Consider the following 18,906-nt stretch of genomic DNA (forward strand, 5'->3'; position numbering starts at 1 on the left):
CCATTCGGGCGAGCCGTTATAGGTTTGTTATCCGTATTTGCTCAGCTCGAAAGAGAGCAGATAAAAGAGCGTATGCAATTAGGTAAGCTGGGACGGGCCAAGTCTGGAAAGTCCATGATGTGGGCTAAAACCTCCTACGGGTACAACTACGACAAAGAAACAGGATCACTGACCATAAACCCAGCACAATCGCTAGTAGTCAAGTACATTTTCGAGCGCTATCTGGCAGGTCGTTCTATTACCAAATTAAGGGACGACTTAAACGAGAAGTACCCAAAAGAAATTAGCTGGAATTACAGAGCTGTCAGAGGGATCCTGTCAAATCCTGTCTACTGTGGCTACAATCAGTACAAGGGCCAGCTATTCCCTGGAGAGCATGAACCTATTATCTCAGAAGATGTGTACAAGAGGACGCAAGAGGAGCTAAAAATCAGACAGAGGGCTGCTGCAGAAAAGACAAATCCTAGACCGTTTCAGGCAAAATACATGTTGTCAGGACTAGCCAAGTGCGGATATTGTCACGCGCCTCTCAAGCTAATAATGGGCGGTATCCGCAAAGACGGTACTAGATTTATTAGATACGAGTGCTACCAGAGACATCCAAGGAAAACAGCTGGGGTCACTGTTTACAATAACAATCAAAAATGTCACTCTGGAGCTTATGAAAAGGACGAATTAGAGAAATATATCATTACAGAGATAAGCAAGCTACAGCATGACCAGAGCTATATCGAGAAGCTGTTTAACACCCAATCAAGCACTATAGACCGTGATAGCTACCAAAAGCAAATCGAGGAGCTGACTAAGAAACTGAGCAGATTGAATGACTTGTATATTGATGACCGCATCACTTTGGATGAGCTACAAAAAAGGTCCTCAGAATTTATGACAATGAGGACAACACTTGAGGAAGAACTAAAAAATGACCCAGAAAAACAAGGTCAGGAACGAAGAAATAATATAAAACAGGTACTAGACTGTGAGGATATCGCAAGTATTGATTATGATGGCCAAAAGGTCATTGCTAGGGCATTGATCGACAAGGTACAAGTGACATCTGAGCGGATTGTCATAAATTGGAGAATATAAAGAATTTTACTATCCTTCATTTCAATCAGAGTAAAAGCTTTTACCTTGAGTGTGCGCAATGATTTCATAAAGGAACCTCCAAATTTTCATAAATTGGCAGCAACATGGCTGCATAGAGCAAAACAATCATAAGAGCAACAAAGACAAAGACCAGTGGTTGGACGACATTCATGGCCTTGTTCAAACGATGGAAAAAGCCTGCCCAGGTCTTGTCTGCATAGATTTCCAGCTCACTACCGAGCTTGGACTTGGCCTCCCCATATTCAATCATGAGGGCCAGCTCTCGTTTAAAGAAAGGATAAGTCTGAATATGGTCAGAAAAAGACCTGCCACGAGCCAATGCCCGTTCTAAATCCTGTCCAATCTCTCGAAAGAGACGGGAACGTTGCCCCTGCATCACAGGAAAAATTTGATTCAGCTCCAACCCTTGGGCAATCATACTTCCCCATTCTCGAGCATAAAAAGCGGTCAGATAATCCTGTAAGAAGGGGCGAAGAAAAGGAAATCTAGCCAAACATGAAACCAGGGCCAGCCGTTTGGCACGACGGCCTAGGAAAAGGAGCATCAAAACTCCAATCGTCAGCAACACACTCCCTAACAAAACATACTGGGGAAAGACACTAATCAGTCGTGTCGCCCCATTTTGATTCTCCAACTGAGGCAAGAGATAATTTTTCAGCCCCAGCATAATCAAGATCAAAAATCCCAACAAGAGCACGGGATAGGTCGCCACCTCAACTAGTTTCTTTCGAACCTGGGTCAGATTTTCCAAGTAGCTACGGATTTTTTCCAAACTTAAGGTAACATTTCCATGCTGCTCCGCAAGTGCCAATTGAGTCGTTACCTGATCGGAGAAACCTAGATCAGAGAGAATGGCTGACAGGGGCTTCCCGTTGGCCAGTCCGACCTGCATCCTCTCGACAAAATCTGCCTCTACCAATTGACTGCGCCGAAGAAAGTCGATGACCTCTGATAGATGAAAGCCACTGCTGTAGAGATTGTGAAAGAGTTCAATGACATGTTCTTGCTTAGCAATCGATAATTTTTTCGGCTTGCGCCTGATCCAGCTCAATATGTCCCGCTTCATAAAGCGCATCCATTTGCTGGTTCCACTGTTGACTGGAGTGGTTTTGGTAATCTTGGATGGCAAAGTCAGTGACACCTCCTCCCTTTATCAAACGCTGGTAACATATCCCTTGAAGGACAATCCGTAACTCCTCCTCATTCACCCCCAACTCCAATAGGCGTTCATAGACCCCAGGAATGCTCTTGGCATGGATGGTAGAAAAGACCGTCACACCTGTCAGACTAGCCCGAATAACTGCACGAGCTGTCTCCGTGTCACGAATTTCTCCGATGAGGAGGAGATCCGGGCGATGGCGCAGAGACAGTTTAATCAAGCTATCATAAGTCATGCCAATCGCTTCATTGAGCTGCAGTTGCAGCATCTCTTCTTGCTTAATTTCTACCGGATCTTCAATCGACATGACTTGTTGCCCCGAAAATTTTTTCTTGGCCAGGGCATGCATCAGTGTTGTCTTCCCCGATCCGACTGGACCCGCAAATAAGTAGAGCCCCCGCTTACTCACCTTCTCTTCTAGCTCTTGAAGTTGGTCGAACCAGAAACGGAGCTCCCGGTCCTCATTGTGGAGCAGGCGAATAACTAAACTCTCGTATCCCCTATAGTCTCCCACAGTAGACAAGCGTAAGGACAAGACCTTATCCCCTAGAGAATAGTCACAGGAGCCCAATTGACTCCGGCGCCTTTCCCCCACATTCATCCCTGCCATAAACTTAAAATGACTGATGACCGCTACCATTTGTTCTTGCGAATAGGTCTCGACAAAGCGTCGCTCATCCCCAACCCTTAGAAAGAGCTGATAGTCTGACACTCGAGGAACAAAATAAATATCCTGAGCTTCGGCATTCGATGCCATTCGAATTATGGATTGTGCAATTTCTTGAACCATATTTCCTCCTTTCACTATATAATTCGCAATTAATTGGCCAACTAGCGCTGGATTTAGAAAAAAGAGCAAAAAAAAGAAACTCAACTGCATATTGAATTTCTCTTCCTATAGATTATTGCTCTCGTAGTCTAGCTTACAAGAGCGATGAGCCGTGTGGGCATTACCTTTTTCGTATCCTGGACGACGCTTGCTTCTCGGAATCTTCTGATCATTTTCTAATAAGGCAACTGAATGATATTGTTGCACGTATTCCGCACACTCTTCACACCAGCGCTGATCCTCAGGATCCCAAAAAATCGTCATTAAATCACTTCTACTTTTAAATAATGGAGATTGCTCTCTTAAAAGTAACCATTGGCGTTTGTAGTATTTTAGGGCTTCATAATAGTCATCAAAACTCTGACTAGTGACAATGTCCTTCTCCCAATCTTCTAAAAACCACCAGGGTTCGTAATCCCCATACATTTCAATTACTTGATACATATTTCTCTCCGTCCTTTGTATCCAATATTATATATAAAATCCTTTGATAATAAAAGAATTCTGCTCATGAAAGAAAAATACAGTAAATTTTCCGAATATTTTCATGTTTATCTTTCAAAATCTCCCCTTATGGAGGAGAGACAGGCTATTTTTTGACAAGAAAAAACTGAGAAGCCTAAAGTTCTCAGTTTTTCAAATGATGATCCATTAGAACAATTGAAGGGCAATCATGGTTGTCATGGTTGCATCGTAATAATTTTCTGTTGATAAATCTTGCATAAAGATAAACTTGTTCTGCTGCACCAACTTGAGATAGCCATCTCCATTTTCAGCCGCATAAGATACAGGAGCAATGAAGCTAGCTGCTTGGTACTGATGAAGGGCATTGCCTTTCAGATCATAGCCGGCATAGATATTTCGTTGCTTCATAAAGAAGTCCAGCATCTTCTTGCCCAATTTTTGACTGGTCTTGTCCTGGCTTTGAGCCAAGTTGTATGGCAGGCGACAAGCATTGTAAGAATAAGCACCATCATACTTGGATTCGATGGTATCTGGATCCGCTACACGCGCCCCTTGTTCATCTACCCACATAAAGTCTGGCAGAAGGCCTGTTTTAGTTTGCGAACTGATGGCGTCAAGCTGGGCCAACATCTTCTCTTTAATACTTAACCATTGTTCATTTCCAGTCAACTCATAGAAGGATTGGAAAAAGGATGGAAGGGTATCAGAGGTTCTCATCAAGTGATAGAATTCGGAATCTTGATTGGCCCAATTCCCAACGGTCAAGACACCCGTTGTCTCATTGTAGTTGTATTTGAGAATGTCGTCCAAGATAGCCTTGGCTTGCTGTTGATAGCCTTTACCTTTTTCAGGCCACTGTTTTGCGGCTTCCATCAAGGCATAGGCTATATATAGATCACCATCCGTCGCATTTTGATGCTCAGATGAAAGCTCCCCTTTTTTGATGATTTGTTTCCAGGCCATCAATTGGGTATCATCTAAGCGATTGTTTTGATAATACCGATACAGACGGTCAAAATCCTCTTGATTGGCTAGGTCTTTCTTGGCAGCCTCTACTGTGATCAGCATGCCATAACCTTGCGCTTCTGATAAGACAACCGTTTCTTGGTCACTGTTAGTCGTACGAACATAGGACTGTTTTCCATCCGTCACAAGGTAGTGTTCCGTCCATTGACGATAGAGGCGGTTCCGCATTTCCACCTTGCTTCTTGTCCGAGCCAAGAAGAGAGTCAAACAAAAGACTGCCAGGATGACCACAAACCATAAATATTTCATTTTTTTTGTTCTCATAAGTCCTCCTAACCAGCAAACCGTTTCGTTTTCACCCACTTGGTTCCTTCACGGTGAAGCAATTTATCCATGATGATGGATGAAATCGAATCAATCGAAACAATGATGAAGAGTTGGGAATAGCTAAAGTAGGCTGCTAGGGCCAACCAAATCTGTTTCACCGTCGCCTGACCAAACTGAGAAGCCATGGCAATGTTGATTTGCAACAAATACAAACCAATCATCAGCACCCAGTTAAAGAGCATCAATTGGGCAATGTAGATATTTTCGGAGTCAAAAGCAAAGGGAATCTGTACGCCCGGAGCAAAGAGATGGATAAACATAGCAAGGACATTGGCAAAGAAAATCAAGTCTGACAAGACAATCGCTGCATTAAACCAGAAGAAAATACATGAATAGTTGAAGACCTCTAGTTTTACCCGCCAGTTCCCTTTTCCGAATAAGTGTTTAAAGTTGGAAAGTACAACCTCGTAGTTCCCTTTTGCCCAACGTTTCCGTTGCATGTAGTAGGTTTTTAGAGTCTCTGGCTCTTGTTGGAAGGCTTCCGAGTTGTAAGCCAAAGCGATCAGTTTTCCGCTTTGCATGATCTTGAAGGAAATATCCGTATCTTCCGTCAAGGCACCATTCTTCCAACCACCGATACTTTTGACAAATTCTGTTTGGATAATAAAGTTGGTACCTGGAATCCGTCCGATTTTGAAGAGATTCCACATCCCGACGTGATGAACCCGTTGGGTCACGACGATTTCTTGGTTGATACAACGCGTCAAGAAGTTCTGGTTGGCATTTCTCGTCTTATTGCGTCCAAATGAAGCCACATGGCGTTCTGGATCTTTAAGAACTTCCTTAACCAAGAAATAAAGAGCATTTTTCTCAGGCATGGCATCCGCATCATAGACACAGATATAATCTCCTGTCGCCATCTTCAAGGCATCATTCAATACTCCAGCTTTCCCACCTGTACCGGTACGGTCAATAATGGTCACGTCCCGGCCAGCGTATTCCGGAAGGGCCTTGACAGCCAAACACTCCTCATAGGTACGATCCGAGCAGTTATCTGCAAAGAGAAGCAACTCCACACGATCATGAGGGTAATTCATATCCAAAATCGCCTTAGCAGTTTGAGCAATGACCACATCTTCATTGTGGGCAGGTACCACGATGGTTACTTTAGGATAATAGAGAAGCGGGCTCGTATCCACTCGAAAATCACTGTGTTTCAACCAGAATTGAACCGCTGAAATCAAGATCACCAAGCCCCAGGCTAGAGACAACCAGATAGAAATCAAGGTAAAAATCATTAAAATTTGACTAATCATGGTCCACCGCCTTAAAGTTTTTGTTTACCCGATGGTAGATGACCAAGTAGGCAATGAATAATGCACAGAAGCACACCGCAAAGAATAGACTAATCCCGAGGGCTAGCCCAAAAAATAGGTTTGTAAGAGTCATCGGTTCCCCCTAATATTCCACAATAATATCCGTTTCAAGTTGACGTTTCAAGTTACTAATAGCTTCCTGGTAGCTATGGAATTTCGTCCGATTGGTCGAATCCACTACCAAGTATCCTTTTTGGAATTGAATAGCTTGATTACCGTCTTCTCCCTTAAAGACCAGAGATTCCAATTGATTTTTTAAATACAACTGATAATATTCTTGCAAATTTCGTTGCTGACTATTCGTAAGTACTAGGAAATTGCCATCTGAAACATAATAAAGTCTCTCATCTTGTATCAAATGGTGGCCAATCAGATAATGAATTTGGTTCAGTGTCCGATTGTACTCACGAGGATGAATTTGATAGAAGAGTTCCTCATGAGACCAATGGATCAAGAGGGCTTGTAATTTCTGTTCCTGTTGAACACCTGAGTGTTCCAGCAAGCCACGGTAGGCAACTTCAGCATCCTCTTCTTGGTTTTGAACCTTGGCAACTTCTTTAAATAAGTAGTAGCGAATTTTTGATAGAATCCCAATCAAAATAGGGAAAGAGAAAAGTAATAACAGTGCCTGGTTTGCAGGGATATACACGACTCCTGCTACCAGAAAGACAATTCCTAAACCGAATGAAATTAAAATCGTCCAGGTCAGAAGCAAATTGGATAAGACAAGAGAGGCAAACAAGGCTAACACGAGAAAGAGAGCTTCCTCAATAATAATTTCCCGTGCAAAGAATAGACAGTATATCAGGACGGCCAATACAAAGCCGACTAAAATAAGCATCCAGTTTCCTAAATGATTCCTTTTTTTCATTCCTAAATCTCTCCCTCCATAAATTCAGATACCGAGTCAACGAGGCCATAATAGTGCTGAATAGCTTGAACAATCCGCTCAGATGCCTTCCCATCTCCATATGGATTTCGAGCCGAAGCCATTTTTTGATACAGATCTGGGTCCGTCAACAAAGCCGTCATTTCTTCCTTGACACGCTCAGGATCGGTTCCGACCAATTTTAAGGTTCCAGCTTTGACACCTTCTGGACGTTCGGTCGTATCCCGAAGGACTAAGACAGGCTTGCCTAAAGAAGGGGCCTCCTCCTGAACTCCTCCCGAATCAGACATAATAAAGTAACTTCTCGAAGCGAGGTTATGAAAGTCAAAGACGTCCAAAGGCGCAATCAAATGAATGCGGTCGTGTTCTCCTAAGATGTCCTTAGCCGCCTCTTGAACAGCTGGACTAAGGTGGACTGGATAAACGACTTCCAATTCCGGATGGGCATCCACCATTTCTCTCAAGGCACCAAACACAGCTCGCATCGGTTGGCCTTGGTTTTCCCGACGGTGCATGGTCACTAAGACCAACTTCTTCTGCGGATCCAACTGATCAAGAACCTGGTGGTGATAATCCTCTTGTACTGTTAATCGCAGGGCATCAATCGCCGTATTCCCTGTAATGAAAATAGACGACTCTGGATGATGTTCCATAAGAAGATTGGCCTTGCTTTCACTGGTTGGGGCAAAATAAAGATCCGCCAAGTTATCCGTCATTTGACGGTTCATCTCCTCAGGGAAAGGCGAATACTTATCGAAGGTTCTGAGCCCCGCCTCTACGTGACCGATACGGACTTGGTTATAGAAGGCAACAAGACTAGCCGCAAAAGTCGTCGTTGTGTCCCCATGTACCAAAATCATATCCGGTTGCACTTCTTTCACGACTGGGTCAAATTTTTCAAGGATTCTAGCCGTGATATCTAGAAGAGATTGGTTTTTCCCCATAATATCTAGATCGTAATCCGGTTGAATGCGGAAGGTCTCTAGCACTTGATCCAGCATTTGACGATGCTGTGCAGTTACCACTGTGATCGTTTCAATGGTCTCACTTTGCTTTTGGAGCTCTAGAACCAGGGGAGCCATTTTAATAGCTTCTGGGCGCGTTCCAAAAACAACCATCACTTTAATCTTTTTCATCATCTCACCTTTTTACCTTGTGATTTTATTAACAAAATCAACAACATATTTACCATCCATTCTACCTTCAATTGCTTCATAAGTCAAACTATCTCAATGCTTTCGTAATACATTTAATCGAATTTTAATAATCTGTAATTTATGTGTAATATTAATTAGTTTAAAACCCGTAAAAACCTTGAGATAGCTGGATTTTATACCATATTTATTTTAACAATCAAATCTTTCTAAACTTCCTTTTTCAGTCTTAATATATGCATTTTTTTGAATATATATTTATTATTGCGCATATCTTTGACATGGTATTATAGGAGAAAACAGTATCTTTCTATTCATTTTTAGGCATAAAAAAGAAGCCTTACTGAAGATCAGTAAAGCTTCTTTTGGGATTAATTTTCTTCCACTACAGGTGATTCAACAATTCCTGTTGCTTCTTCTGTGACTGGAACTTCTTCGATAATTTCGACTTCATTGACTGCTTGTGGTTCCAAGTTACGGTAACGAGCCATACCTGTACCGGCAGGAATAATCTTACCGATGATAACATTTTCCTTAAGTCCAAGGAGATGGTCTTTCTTACCACGAATCGCTGCGTCAGTGAGGACACGAGTTGTTTCTTGGAAGGAAGCCGCTGACAAGAAACTATTGGTTTCAAGAGAGGCTTTGGTGATTCCCATAAGGACAGGACGAGCCGTCGCAGGAACCCCACCAGAAATAACCACATCACGGTTGGCATCTGTAAAGTCTGTGATATCCATGAGAGTACCCATGAGAAGGTCTGTATCTCCTGGATCCATGACACGAACCTTACGGATCATTTGACGCACCATTACCTCGATGTGTTTGTCGCCGATTTCTACCCCTTGGCTACGGTATACTTTTTGTACTTCCGCAAGGAGGTAAGTTTCAACTGATAAGACATCACGAACGGCAAGGAGACGTTTTGGTTGGATAGACCCTTCTGTAAGAGCCGCACCACGAGAGACTTGATCTCCCACTTCGACTTTCATGCGGGCTGTGTAAGGGACAACGTATTCTCCCTCTCCAGTCGCACCACGTACAAAGACTTTCTTGGTCCGTGTCGAAGCATCTTCTTCAATGGCTGTGACTTCCCCTTTGACCTCAGTGATAACCGCTTCCCCTTTCGGATTGCGGGCTTCAAAGATTTCTTGGACACGAGGAAGACCTTGCGTGATATCGGTATTTGAGGCAACCCCACCCGTGTGGAAGGTACGCATGGTCAACTGTGTACCAGGTTCCCCGATCGATTGGGCAGCGATGGTTCCGACTGCTTCACCAACTTCAACCGCATCACCAGTCGCCAAGTTGATACCATAACAGTGACGGCAGACACCATGACGAGTGTTACATGTAAAGACAGAGCGGATGGTCACTGCTTCAACACCCGCATTGACGATGTCGCGAGCGATATCTTCTGTAATCAAGGTATCTGGACCAACGATGACTTCTCCTGTTTCAGGATGTTTAACAGTTTTCTTGGTATAACGACCTGTCAAACGTTCTTCCAATGGTTCAATCATTTCTTTACCATCTGTAATAGAGGTAATCAGAAGTCCACGGTCAGTTCCACAGTCATCTTCACGAATGATTACGTCTTGGGCAACGTCAACCAAACGACGAGTCAAGTAACCTGAGTCGGCTGTCTTAAGGGCCGTATCGGTCATCCCTTTACGAGCACCGTGAGTAGAGAAGAACATTTCCAGTACTGACAAACCTTCGCGGAAGTTTGAAAGGATCGGCAATTCCATGATCCGTCCGTTTGGAGCGGCCATCAAACCACGCATACCGGCAAGCTGTGAGAAGTTTGAGATGTTACCACGGGCTCCAGAATCCATCATCATAACGATTGGGTTCTTCGGATCTTGGTTATCAATCAGACGTTTTTCCAATTTCTCACGGGCTGCACGCCATTCAGCTGTAACCGCATTGTAGCGTTCATCATCTGTAATCATCCCTTTACGGAACTGTTTGGTGATTTGTTCTACACGTTTGTGAGATTCTTCAATGATTTCAGCCTTGTCTTCAACAACTGGAATATCGGCAATCCCCACTGTCAAACCAGCAAGGGTTGAGTGGTGGTAACCTAAGTCTTTCAAACGGTCCAAGAAAGCAGATGTTTCTGTTGTACGGAAGCGTTTGAAGATTTCCGCGATAATATTTCCAAGGTTTTTCTTCTTGAATGGAACATTTAATTCCAATTTCTCAATCGCTGCTTTGACATCTTGACCAGGCTCTAAGAAGTACTTAGCTGGAACGCCTTCTGTCAAGTTAGCATTATTTGGCTCTTGAAGATATGGAAGTTCTGCAGGCATGATATCGTTAAAGAGGATCTTACCAACAGTTGTCAAGAGAATCTTGTGTTGTTGCGCTTCTGTCCATGGTTTGTTCAAGCTATCCGTCGCAATTCCGACACGGGTATGCAAGTGAACATATCCATTGCGAAGAGCCATGACCGCTTCATCACGGTCTTTGAAGACCATGCCTTCGCCTTCACGACCAGCTTCTTCCATAGTGAGGTAGTAGTTCCCCAAAACCATATCCTGAGATGGGGTAACGACTGGCTTCCCGTCTTTCGGATTCAAGATGTGCTCAGCAGCCAGCATCAAGATACGAGCTTCTGCTTGGGCTTCTTCTGAAAGCGGTACGTGGATGGCCATTTGGTCCCCGTCAAAGTCGGCATTGTAGGCTTCACAGACAAGTGGGTGCAAGCGAAGAGCTTTCCCGTCAATCAAGACAGGTTCAAAGGCTTGGATCCCCAAACGGTGAAGGGTCGGTGCGCGGTTCAAGAGAACTGGGTGTTCTTTGATCACTTCTTCCAAGATATCCCAGATCCGCTCATCTCCACGTTCGACCAAGCGTTTAGCGGCTTTTACGTTTTGCACGATGTCACGCGCAACGATTTCACGCATGACAAATGGTTTAAAGAGCTCGATGGCCATTTCACGTGGCACACCACATTGGTACATCTTAAGAGTTGGACCAACGGCGATAACGGAACGTCCTGAGAAGTCAACACGTTTACCGAGCAAGTTTTGACGGAAGCGTCCTTGTTTCCCTTTGAGCATATGGCTCAAAGATTTCAGTGGACGGCTACCTGGTCCTGTGATCGGACGACCACGACGACCGTTGTCGATCAAAGCATCAACGGCTTCTTGGAGCATCCGTTTTTCGTTTTGCACGATGATACCAGGGGCATTCAACTCAAGCAAACGTGCCAAACGGTTGTTCCGGTTAATCACACGACGGTAAAGGTCATTCAAGTCAGAGGCAGCAAAACGGCCACCATCCAATTGGACCATCGGACGAAGATCTGGTGGAATAACGGGAAGGATGTTGAGAACCATCCATTCTGGCTTGTTGCCAGATTTGTAGAAGGCATCTAAGACATCCAAACGGCGAACTGCCTTCACACGTTTTTGACCAGTTGCAGTCTTCAATTCTTCTTTCAAGACAGCAATTTCAGCTTCCAAATCCACTTGTTTCAAGAGGTCTTGGATCGCTTCTGCCCCCATCTTAGCTACAAAAGAACCTGGTCCGTATTCGCGCAAGCGTTCACGGTATTCACGCTCTGTCATGATGGACTTATGCTCAAGCGGTGTATCTTTTGGATCGATCACCACGTAAGCTGCGAAGTAGATGACTTCTTCAAGGGCACGAGGACTCATGTCCAAGGTCAACCCCATACGAGAAGGGATGCCTTTAAAGTACCAGATGTGTGACACAGGTGCTTTCAATTCGATATGTCCCATGCGTTCACGACGAACCTTGGCACGTGTTACTTCCACACCACAGCGGTCACAAACGATCCCTTTGTAACGGATTCGTTTGTATTTTCCACACGCACATTCCCAGTCTTTTGTCGGTCCAAAGATGACTTCATCAAAGAGACCTTCACGTTCTGGTTTCAATGTACGGTAGTTGATTGTTTCAGGTTTCTTGACCTCTCCATAAGACCATGAACGGACCTTGCTTGGAGAAGCTAGGGTGATTTGCATACTTTTAAAACGATTTACATCAACCACTATTTCTTACCTTTCTTTATGTTCATTATCGATTGTATGTTCTTCTGCTTTTTGGCGAAGGAGAGAAAGAACTTCCTTCACTCCTTCAAGCCTAAAGCTTGGGATAGAGAACCTTCTCAGGTTTTCAATCCTATTGAACTACATATTAAATTATTCTTCTTTCCCTTCAGCTTCAAAAGCTGCGCGAGCTTCCTTGGCTGCTTTTTCACGTGCTTTTTCTAGATCATCTACGTGGATGACATCGTCGTCTTCCCCTTCGTCAAGATCGCGAAGTTCAACTTCTTTGTCATCTTCATCTAGGACACGCATATCCAATCCAAGTGATTGCAATTCTTTCACAAGTACTCGGAAGGACTCTGGCACACCTGGTTTTGGAATTGGTTTTCCTTTGGTAATCGCTTCATAAGCTTTCAAACGTCCGTTGACATCGTCTGACTTGTAGGTCAAGATTTCTTGAAGGACATTAGATGCACCATAAGCCTCAAGGGCCCAAACTTCCATTTCCCCGAAACGTTGTCCACCAAACTGAGCTTTACCTCCGAGTGGTTGTTGGGTAACCATTGAGTATGGTCCGACAGAACGAGCGTGGAGTTTATCATCAACCATGTGGTGAAGCTTGATCATGTACATGACACCGACAGAAACACGGTTGTCAAATGGCTCACCTGTACGGCCATCGTAAAGAATGGTCTTGGCATCGCTATCCATACCAGCTTCACGAACGGTATCCCAGAGGTCTTCTGAGCTTGCTCCGTCAAAGACTGGTGTTGCGATGTGGATACCCAAGTTACGAGCCGCCATACCAAGGTGAAGTTCCATAACCTGACCGATATTCATACGTGATGGCACCCCAAGTGGGTTCAACATGATATCAACCGGTGTCCCATCTGGAAGGTAAGGCATGTCTTCAACAGGAACAATACGGGATACAACCCCTTTGTTTCCGTGACGACCGGCCATCTTATCTCCGACGCGGATCTTGCGTTTTTGTGCGATGTAAACACGAACCAACATGTTGACACCCGATTGCAATTCATCTCCGTTTGCACGCGTAAAGATCTTGACATCACGAACGACACCATCTCCACCGTGAGGTACACGAAGAGAAGTATCCCGCACTTCACGAGATTTATCTCCAAAGATAGCGTGGAGGAGACGTTCTTCAGCAGAAAGGTCTTTTTCACCCTTCGGTGTCACCTTACCAACTAAGATATCGCCTTCTTTTACTTCCGCACCGATACGGATAATACCCATTTCGTCAAGGTTTCTGAGAGCATCTTCCCCAACGTTTGGAATTTCACGAGTGATTTCTTCAGGGCCTAACTTAGTATCGCGCGTTTCTGATTCGAATTCTTCCAAGTGAACAGATGTGTAGACATCTTCTTTCACCAAGCGTTCGCTCATGATAACGGCATCCTCGAAGTTGTAACCTTCCCATGTCATGTAGGCAACGATTGGGTTTTGACCAAGGGCCATTTCCCCTTTTTCCATCGATGGACCGTCTGCGATAAAGTCGCCTTTTTCAACGACATCGCCAACTTTTACAAGGGTACGTTGGTTGTAAGCCGTACCTGAGTTTGAACGACGGAATTTTTGGATATGGTAAACATCAAGAGATCCATCTTCCCGACGAACTTCTACCTTGTCAGCATCGGCATAAGTAACCTTCCCATCATGTTGCGCAATGACTGCAGCTCCTGAGTCATGGGCTGCTTGGTATTCCATACCAGTACCCACGTAAGGCGCTTTTGGATCGATCAATGGCACAGCCTGACGTTGCATGTTGGCACCCATGAGGGCACGGTTGGAGTCATCGTTTTCCAAGAAAGGAATACATGCTGTCGCAACGGCAACTACCTGTTTTGGAGATACGTCCATGTAGTCGACTTGATCAGATGGGAACTCTTGGTTGTTACCACGGTGACGTCCCATAACGATTGGCTCAGCAAAACCACCTTTTTCGTTCAACTTAGAGTTGGACTGGGCTACGATGTACTCATCTTCTTCATCAGCTGTCAACCAAACGATTTCGTTGGTGACCACACCTTTTTCACGGTCTACTTTACGGTATGGCGTTTGGATGAAACCATACTTGTTCAAGTGTCCATAGGATGACAAGTTGTTGATCAAACCGATGTTTGGTCCTTCAGGTGTTTCGATTGGACACATACGACCATAGTGAGTGTAGTGCACGTCACGGACTTCATATCCAGCGCGGTCACGTGTCAAACCACCAGGCCCTAAGGCAGACAAACGACGTTTGTGGGACAACTCAGAAAGTGGGTTGTGTTGGTCCATGAACTGGGACAATTGGGAAGAACCAAAGAATTCTTTGATTGCTGCAGTTACTGGACGGATGTTAATGATTTGTTGAGGTGTTAATACTTCGTTATCTTGAACAGACATACGTTCACGAACGTTACGTTCCATCCGTGAAAGTCCAAGACGCACTTGGTTGGCAAGCAATTCACCAACGGCACGAATACGACGGTTTCCAAGGTGGTCGATATCATCCACGCGGCCAAGACCTTCAGCCAAGTTAAGGAAGTAGCTCATCTCAGCAAGGATATCAGCTGGAGTGATGGTACGAACCTTATCATCTGGATTAGCATTGCCGATGATAGTGACAACGCGGTCTGGATCCGTTGGTGCCACAACCTTGAATTTTTGAAGAACGACTGGTTCTGTCAATACTGCTGAATCATTTGGAGTGTAGACAATCTTGTTCAAATCACCGTCCAAATGTTCTGAGATGCTGTCGATGACATCGCGTGTCATCACGGTACCAGCTTCTACAAGGATTTCTCCTGTTTCAGCATCTACCAATGGTTCTGCAATCGTTTGGTTCAACAAGCGGTTCTTGATATTGAGTTTCTTATTGATCTTGTAGCGACCAACTGGGGCCAAGTCATAACGACGTGGGTCAAAGAAACGGGCTACCAACAAGCTACGTGAGCTTTCCGCTGTTTTTGGCTCACCTGGACGAAGACGCTCATAAATTTCTTTGAGGGCTTCATCTGTACGAGAATCCATTGGGTTTTTGTGGATATCTTTTTCAACTGTGTTGCGAACCAATTCGCTATCCCCAAAGATATCAAAAATCTCGTCATCCCCAGAGAAACCAAGGGCACGAACCAAGGTCGTAAATGGAATCTTACGCGTACGGTCGATACGAGTATAAGCAATATCTTTTGAGTCTGTTTCAAGCTCTAGCCAAGCTCCACGGTTCGGAATAACCGTTGATCCATAGCCAACCTTACCGTTCTTGTCCACCTTATCATTGAAGTAGACACCTGGAGAACGTACGAGCTGAGATACGATGATCCGCTCTCCACCATTGATGATAAAGGTTCCCATCTCAGTCATGATTGGGAAATCACCAAAGAAGACTTCTTGAGTTTTGATTTCGCCTGTTTCCTTGTTGACCAAGCGGAAGGTTACAAAAATTGGGGCAGAATAGCTCGCATCATGGATACGTGCTTCTTCCAAGGTATACTTTGGTTCTCTGATTTCATAGCCGACGAATTCCAACTCCATTGTGTCTGTGAAGTTCGAAATTGGCAATACATCTTCGAAAACTTCTTTCAAACCATGATCCAGAAAATCTTTAAATGAATCCGTTTGGATTTCAATCAAATTTGGTAAATCAAGAACTTCTTTGATTCTTGAAAAACTACGACGGGTCCGATGTTTCCCGTATTGAACGTCATGTCCTGCCAAAGTTTTAACTCCTTTTCTATACTAGGATACCAGCTAGGGGAAGGCCCTCTCTGAAAATCCGGTTTCTAGATCGCTTCTGACCATATCAGAATGGTTCTGATCCAGTCGAAACGATGTTATGAAGGGGGTGTGATCTACATCACGTGAGAAGAAATCTCCTCCGTATCATTCATCCTTTTTGGAATTTTTAGAAAGATTAAGTTTGTGTGACAAGCTCCGTTTTTTCTAAAAATAGGCACAAAAAGAGCAGCTAAATCGACTTTTATAAAGTTTGATTTAACTGCTGTAAGCTTCTATTTGGACAATATTTCAAATAAAGCGCACGACAAATTACTTGTCCTTATTATATCGTATTTTCATAAAAAACACAAGGTTTTCTCTAGACATGAAAACGATTTTATGGTATTGCAACTCGTTATTTTTATCTGTTTTGTCCACTAGATGATGAACTAGCTGTCGTGTTCGAACTACTTGGCGTATTCGAACTACTTGGCGTGTTCGAATTGCTTGTCCGGTTGGTATTTCGATTTCCATTGGAAGTATTAGCTGAACCGCCTAGAATTCCAGCCCAGGCACTAGCATAATCACTATCCGATCCACCAATTGCGAAGCGGTAGGTCGTTTGTGGAGCGCCATTTTTAGCCCAATAGCTGGTAACCGTCGCACCCGACACATCGATATCACGACCATTGACATTGACACGACCAGGTCGTTGTCCTGTCGATTTGAGAACAGTCGATGAAATGACACTGCTATCTAGGGTGAAGCGATCTTGCACGCCCCAAGCAGCTGGATCCGCCTGGTAGATGGCATTGGCTAAATAGGCCATGTAACTTGCGTTATTATTGTAGCCTGTCAACGGAGCCATGGAAGCATTGTTGTCATGTCCAATCCAGCCACCTAAGGTAAGATTTGGAGTAGACAGCATGAGCCACATATCTCCATTCTCATTGGTGGTTCCAGTTTTCCCGATCCAATCGGCATTCGCAAGAGTTGGATTGACCTGGCTGATTCGGCTCTTAAAGGTCGTTGTCGCACCAGAGCTGATGACACCTCTTAACAGGTCTTGCATGATAGTCGCAGTTGCTGCTGAGTAGACGCGGGTCGCCTTGCTCTCATGTTGGTAGACCACTTCCCCATTGCGATCCATGATTTTTTCAATCATGTAGCTTTTTTGGTAATTTCCATTATTTGCAATGGTTTGATAACCATTTGTATGTTGGGCGACGCTTACTTCGATCCCGCCTCCCATTGGCAGACTTTCAATGCCGTACTCAGCGATATCGTAGCCCATTTTTTCCATATAGCCTGGGACATCGACACCCTTTTCACGGAGAGTACGATAGGTCCAATAAGCTGGGATATTCCATGATGTATTGAGGGCCTCTCGGAGGTCCATCATACCAGTTCCTCGGTTATCCACGTGCATAATTGGCTCTCCACTAGAGAAGTTGGTTGGGTAATTGGAGACGATGCTATTGCTTCCCATCAATCCTTGGTCAATGGCGATTCCATAAGCCAGCAAGGGTTTAATGGTAGATCCTGGAGAACGCTCTGTATCAAAAGCGTGGTTATTCTGATTCCCGTCAAAATTCCGTCCCCCAACAAAGCCAAGAATAGCTCCTGTTCGGTTGTCCATAAGGACATTTCCGACTTCTACCGTACCCGTTCCATCGTCCAAGATACCGCCATAATTGGCAACTGCTTCTTGCATGGCATTGTAGATAGCTTTGTTGATAGTGGTCTGAACCGTATAGCCACCCTCTCTCAATTCCTTCTTCGCCAACTCTTGATAAGATTTAACCGTTGAATTGTTTTTTAGGTCGTGACTAGAGACGTTGTCTCTCTTGATTAGATACTCATACATGGCATCTTCCGCTTCACTAACAGCTTGGAAATACAAGTAGTCGTGCGGCGTCTTCTCGATGCCATTTGACGGAAGGAAATCCTTGCTCAAATCATATTGACTATATTGGTCGTACTCTTCCTTGCTGATCGCCCCTGTCCGATACATGTTGTACAAGACATCCTTGGCACGATCCAAGCCTAAAGCTTGATCTTCCGGAGTCTTGAGGCTGCCATCAGAAGCGTAAGGTGAGTAGACAATTGGGCTCTGTGGCAAACCAGCAATAAAGGCTGCCTGTGGAACAGTCAAGTCTTTGGCAGAAACACCAAAAATCCCTTGAGCTGCAGCTTCCACTCCCGCGATATTTTGTCCCCGGTTGTTTCGACCAAATGGAGAGACATTGAGGTAGGTCGTTAAAATTTCGTCCTTATCCATTACCCGCTCAAGAGCAAGGGCATCGATAATCTCAGCAGCCTTCCGTGAGAAGGTCGGTGCATCTCCCACAACTTGTTGTTTAATCAACTGTTGGGTCAGAGTTGAACCACCACTAGAGGACCCTACTCCAGCAACTGAACCCAAGGTAGCCCGGATCACCGCTTTCGGAACAACCCCGTTATGGCTATTAAAGTTCTCATCTTCTGTGGCAATGACAGCCTTTTTGACATTGTCCGAAATCGCATCCTTTTGGACAGGGATCCGAATCAAGTCGCTGTCAATATCAGAAATGATGCTTCCATCTGAGTAGGAAATCTTTGAAACGCTCGAGATATTTCGCACTTGTTGAACCAATTGGGTCGGATCCGGCGTCTCTGTCTCATTAAAGAGGCTAGCTGCATAGCCAATCGCAATCCCTGCACCAAACAAGAGACCACCCAAAGCAAACACCAGTAGCACATCCCAAAGGAGTTTCATCGTCCGTAGAACCGTCGCTAGGAGATCTCCTAGTGACCAGCCCTCCTTGTCTTCTTTCTCATTGACTTCAACCGTCATTTTGGCAAAGAAGTCTTTTATTTTCTTCCCGCACTTCGTAAAAAATTCTC

The 18,906-nt window shown here is 44.5% G+C and carries 12 protein-coding genes; 1 reads left to right on the forward strand and 11 read right to left on the reverse strand.

Annotated features, from left to right (window positions below; all coding sequences use genetic code 11):
• A partial coding sequence (locus ADH27_RS08950) for a recombinase family protein (protein ID WP_048715024.1) occupies window positions 1-1,089 on the forward strand: 1,089 nt, incomplete at its 5' end.
• A 64-nt stretch (window positions 1,090-1,153) separates the two neighbouring features.
• Here the strand turns inward: ADH27_RS08950 and comGB are convergent.
• From comGB to pbp1b, 11 genes are all read right to left on the reverse strand, one after another.
• Window positions 1,154-2,176 carry a competence type IV pilus assembly protein ComGB gene (gene comGB, locus ADH27_RS08955; protein WP_048717459.1) on the reverse strand — a complete coding sequence of 341 codons (1,023 nt, stop codon included), beginning with the start codon at window positions 2,174-2,176 and terminating at the stop codon, window positions 1,154-1,156.
• Entirely contained in the window at window positions 2,118-3,059 is a 942-nt protein-coding gene (gene comGA, locus ADH27_RS08960; protein ID WP_048717506.1) for a competence type IV pilus ATPase ComGA, read from the reverse strand. The genes comGB and comGA overlap by 59 nt, the downstream gene beginning before the upstream one ends.
• A gap of 105 nt (window positions 3,060-3,164) precedes the next feature.
• A complete protein-coding gene (locus ADH27_RS08965; RefSeq protein ID WP_048717460.1) occupies window positions 3,165-3,542 on the reverse strand; it encodes a DUF1033 family protein in 378 nt (125 codons plus the stop codon).
• A gap of 207 nt (window positions 3,543-3,749) precedes the next feature.
• The gene (locus ADH27_RS08970) at window positions 3,750-4,853 is read right to left on the reverse strand and encodes a glycosyl hydrolase family 8 (protein ID WP_006595140.1); all 1,104 of its coding nucleotides are present in this window, start codon (window positions 4,851-4,853) and stop codon (window positions 3,750-3,752) included.
• An 8-nt stretch (window positions 4,854-4,861) separates the two neighbouring features.
• A complete protein-coding gene (locus tag ADH27_RS08975; protein WP_023027557.1) occupies window positions 4,862-6,172 on the reverse strand; it encodes a glycosyltransferase family 2 protein in 1,311 nt (436 codons plus the stop codon).
• Entirely contained in the window at window positions 6,165-6,305 is a 141-nt protein-coding gene (locus tag ADH27_RS10365) for a hypothetical protein (RefSeq protein ID WP_006595142.1), read from the reverse strand. The genes ADH27_RS08975 and ADH27_RS10365 overlap by 8 nt, the downstream gene beginning before the upstream one ends.
• Window positions 6,306-6,314: 9 nt before the next feature.
• Window positions 6,315-7,103, reverse strand: coding sequence for a hypothetical protein (locus tag ADH27_RS08980; RefSeq protein WP_048717462.1), 789 nt, complete (start codon window positions 7,101-7,103; stop codon window positions 6,315-6,317).
• 2 nt (window positions 7,104-7,105) lie between these two features.
• The gene (gene wecB, locus ADH27_RS08985; RefSeq protein WP_048717463.1) at window positions 7,106-8,257 is read right to left on the reverse strand and encodes a non-hydrolyzing UDP-N-acetylglucosamine 2-epimerase; all 1,152 of its coding nucleotides are present in this window, start codon (window positions 8,255-8,257) and stop codon (window positions 7,106-7,108) included.
• 389 nt (window positions 8,258-8,646) lie between these two features.
• Entirely contained in the window at window positions 8,647-12,300 is a 3,654-nt protein-coding gene (gene rpoC, locus ADH27_RS08990; RefSeq protein ID WP_048717465.1) for a DNA-directed RNA polymerase subunit beta', read from the reverse strand.
• 150 nt (window positions 12,301-12,450) lie between these two features.
• The gene (gene rpoB / locus ADH27_RS08995; protein WP_048717467.1) at window positions 12,451-16,020 is read right to left on the reverse strand and encodes a DNA-directed RNA polymerase subunit beta; all 3,570 of its coding nucleotides are present in this window, start codon (window positions 16,018-16,020) and stop codon (window positions 12,451-12,453) included.
• A gap of 421 nt (window positions 16,021-16,441) precedes the next feature.
• Window positions 16,442-18,856, reverse strand: coding sequence for a penicillin-binding protein PBP1B (gene pbp1b / locus ADH27_RS09000; protein ID WP_414717669.1), 2,415 nt, complete (start codon window positions 18,854-18,856; stop codon window positions 16,442-16,444).
• Window positions 18,857-18,906 lie beyond the last annotated feature (50 nt).

It is taken from the genome of Streptococcus sp. 343_SSPC, assembly GCF_001072385.1.
GTDB lineage: Bacteria > Bacillota > Bacilli > Lactobacillales > Streptococcaceae > Streptococcus.

Excerpts from the sequence above, each read along its gene's own strand:
- comGB (WP_048717459.1), bottom strand. The coding sequence starts at position 2,176 with ATGAAGCGGGACATATTGAGCTGGATCAGGCGCAAGCCGAAAAAATTA.
- comGA (WP_048717506.1), bottom strand. The coding sequence starts at position 3,059 with ATGGTTCAAGAAATTGCACAATCCATAATTCGAATGGCATCGAATGCC.
- ADH27_RS08965 (WP_048717460.1), bottom strand. The coding sequence starts at position 3,542 with ATGTATCAAGTAATTGAAATGTATGGGGATTACGAACCCTGGTGGTTT.
- ADH27_RS08970 (WP_006595140.1), bottom strand. The coding sequence starts at position 4,853 with ATGAGAACAAAAAAAATGAAATATTTATGGTTTGTGGTCATCCTGGCA.
- ADH27_RS08975 (WP_023027557.1), bottom strand. The coding sequence starts at position 6,172 with ATGATTAGTCAAATTTTAATGATTTTTACCTTGATTTCTATCTGGTTG.
- ADH27_RS10365 (WP_006595142.1), bottom strand. The coding sequence starts at position 6,305 with ATGACTCTTACAAACCTATTTTTTGGGCTAGCCCTCGGGATTAGTCTA.
- ADH27_RS08980 (WP_048717462.1), bottom strand. The coding sequence starts at position 7,103 with ATGAAAAAAAGGAATCATTTAGGAAACTGGATGCTTATTTTAGTCGGC.
- wecB (WP_048717463.1), bottom strand. The coding sequence starts at position 8,257 with ATGAAAAAGATTAAAGTGATGGTTGTTTTTGGAACGCGCCCAGAAGCT.
- pbp1b (WP_414717669.1), bottom strand. The coding sequence starts at position 18,856 with ATGACGGTTGAAGTCAATGAGAAAGAAGACAAGGAGGGCTGGTCACTA.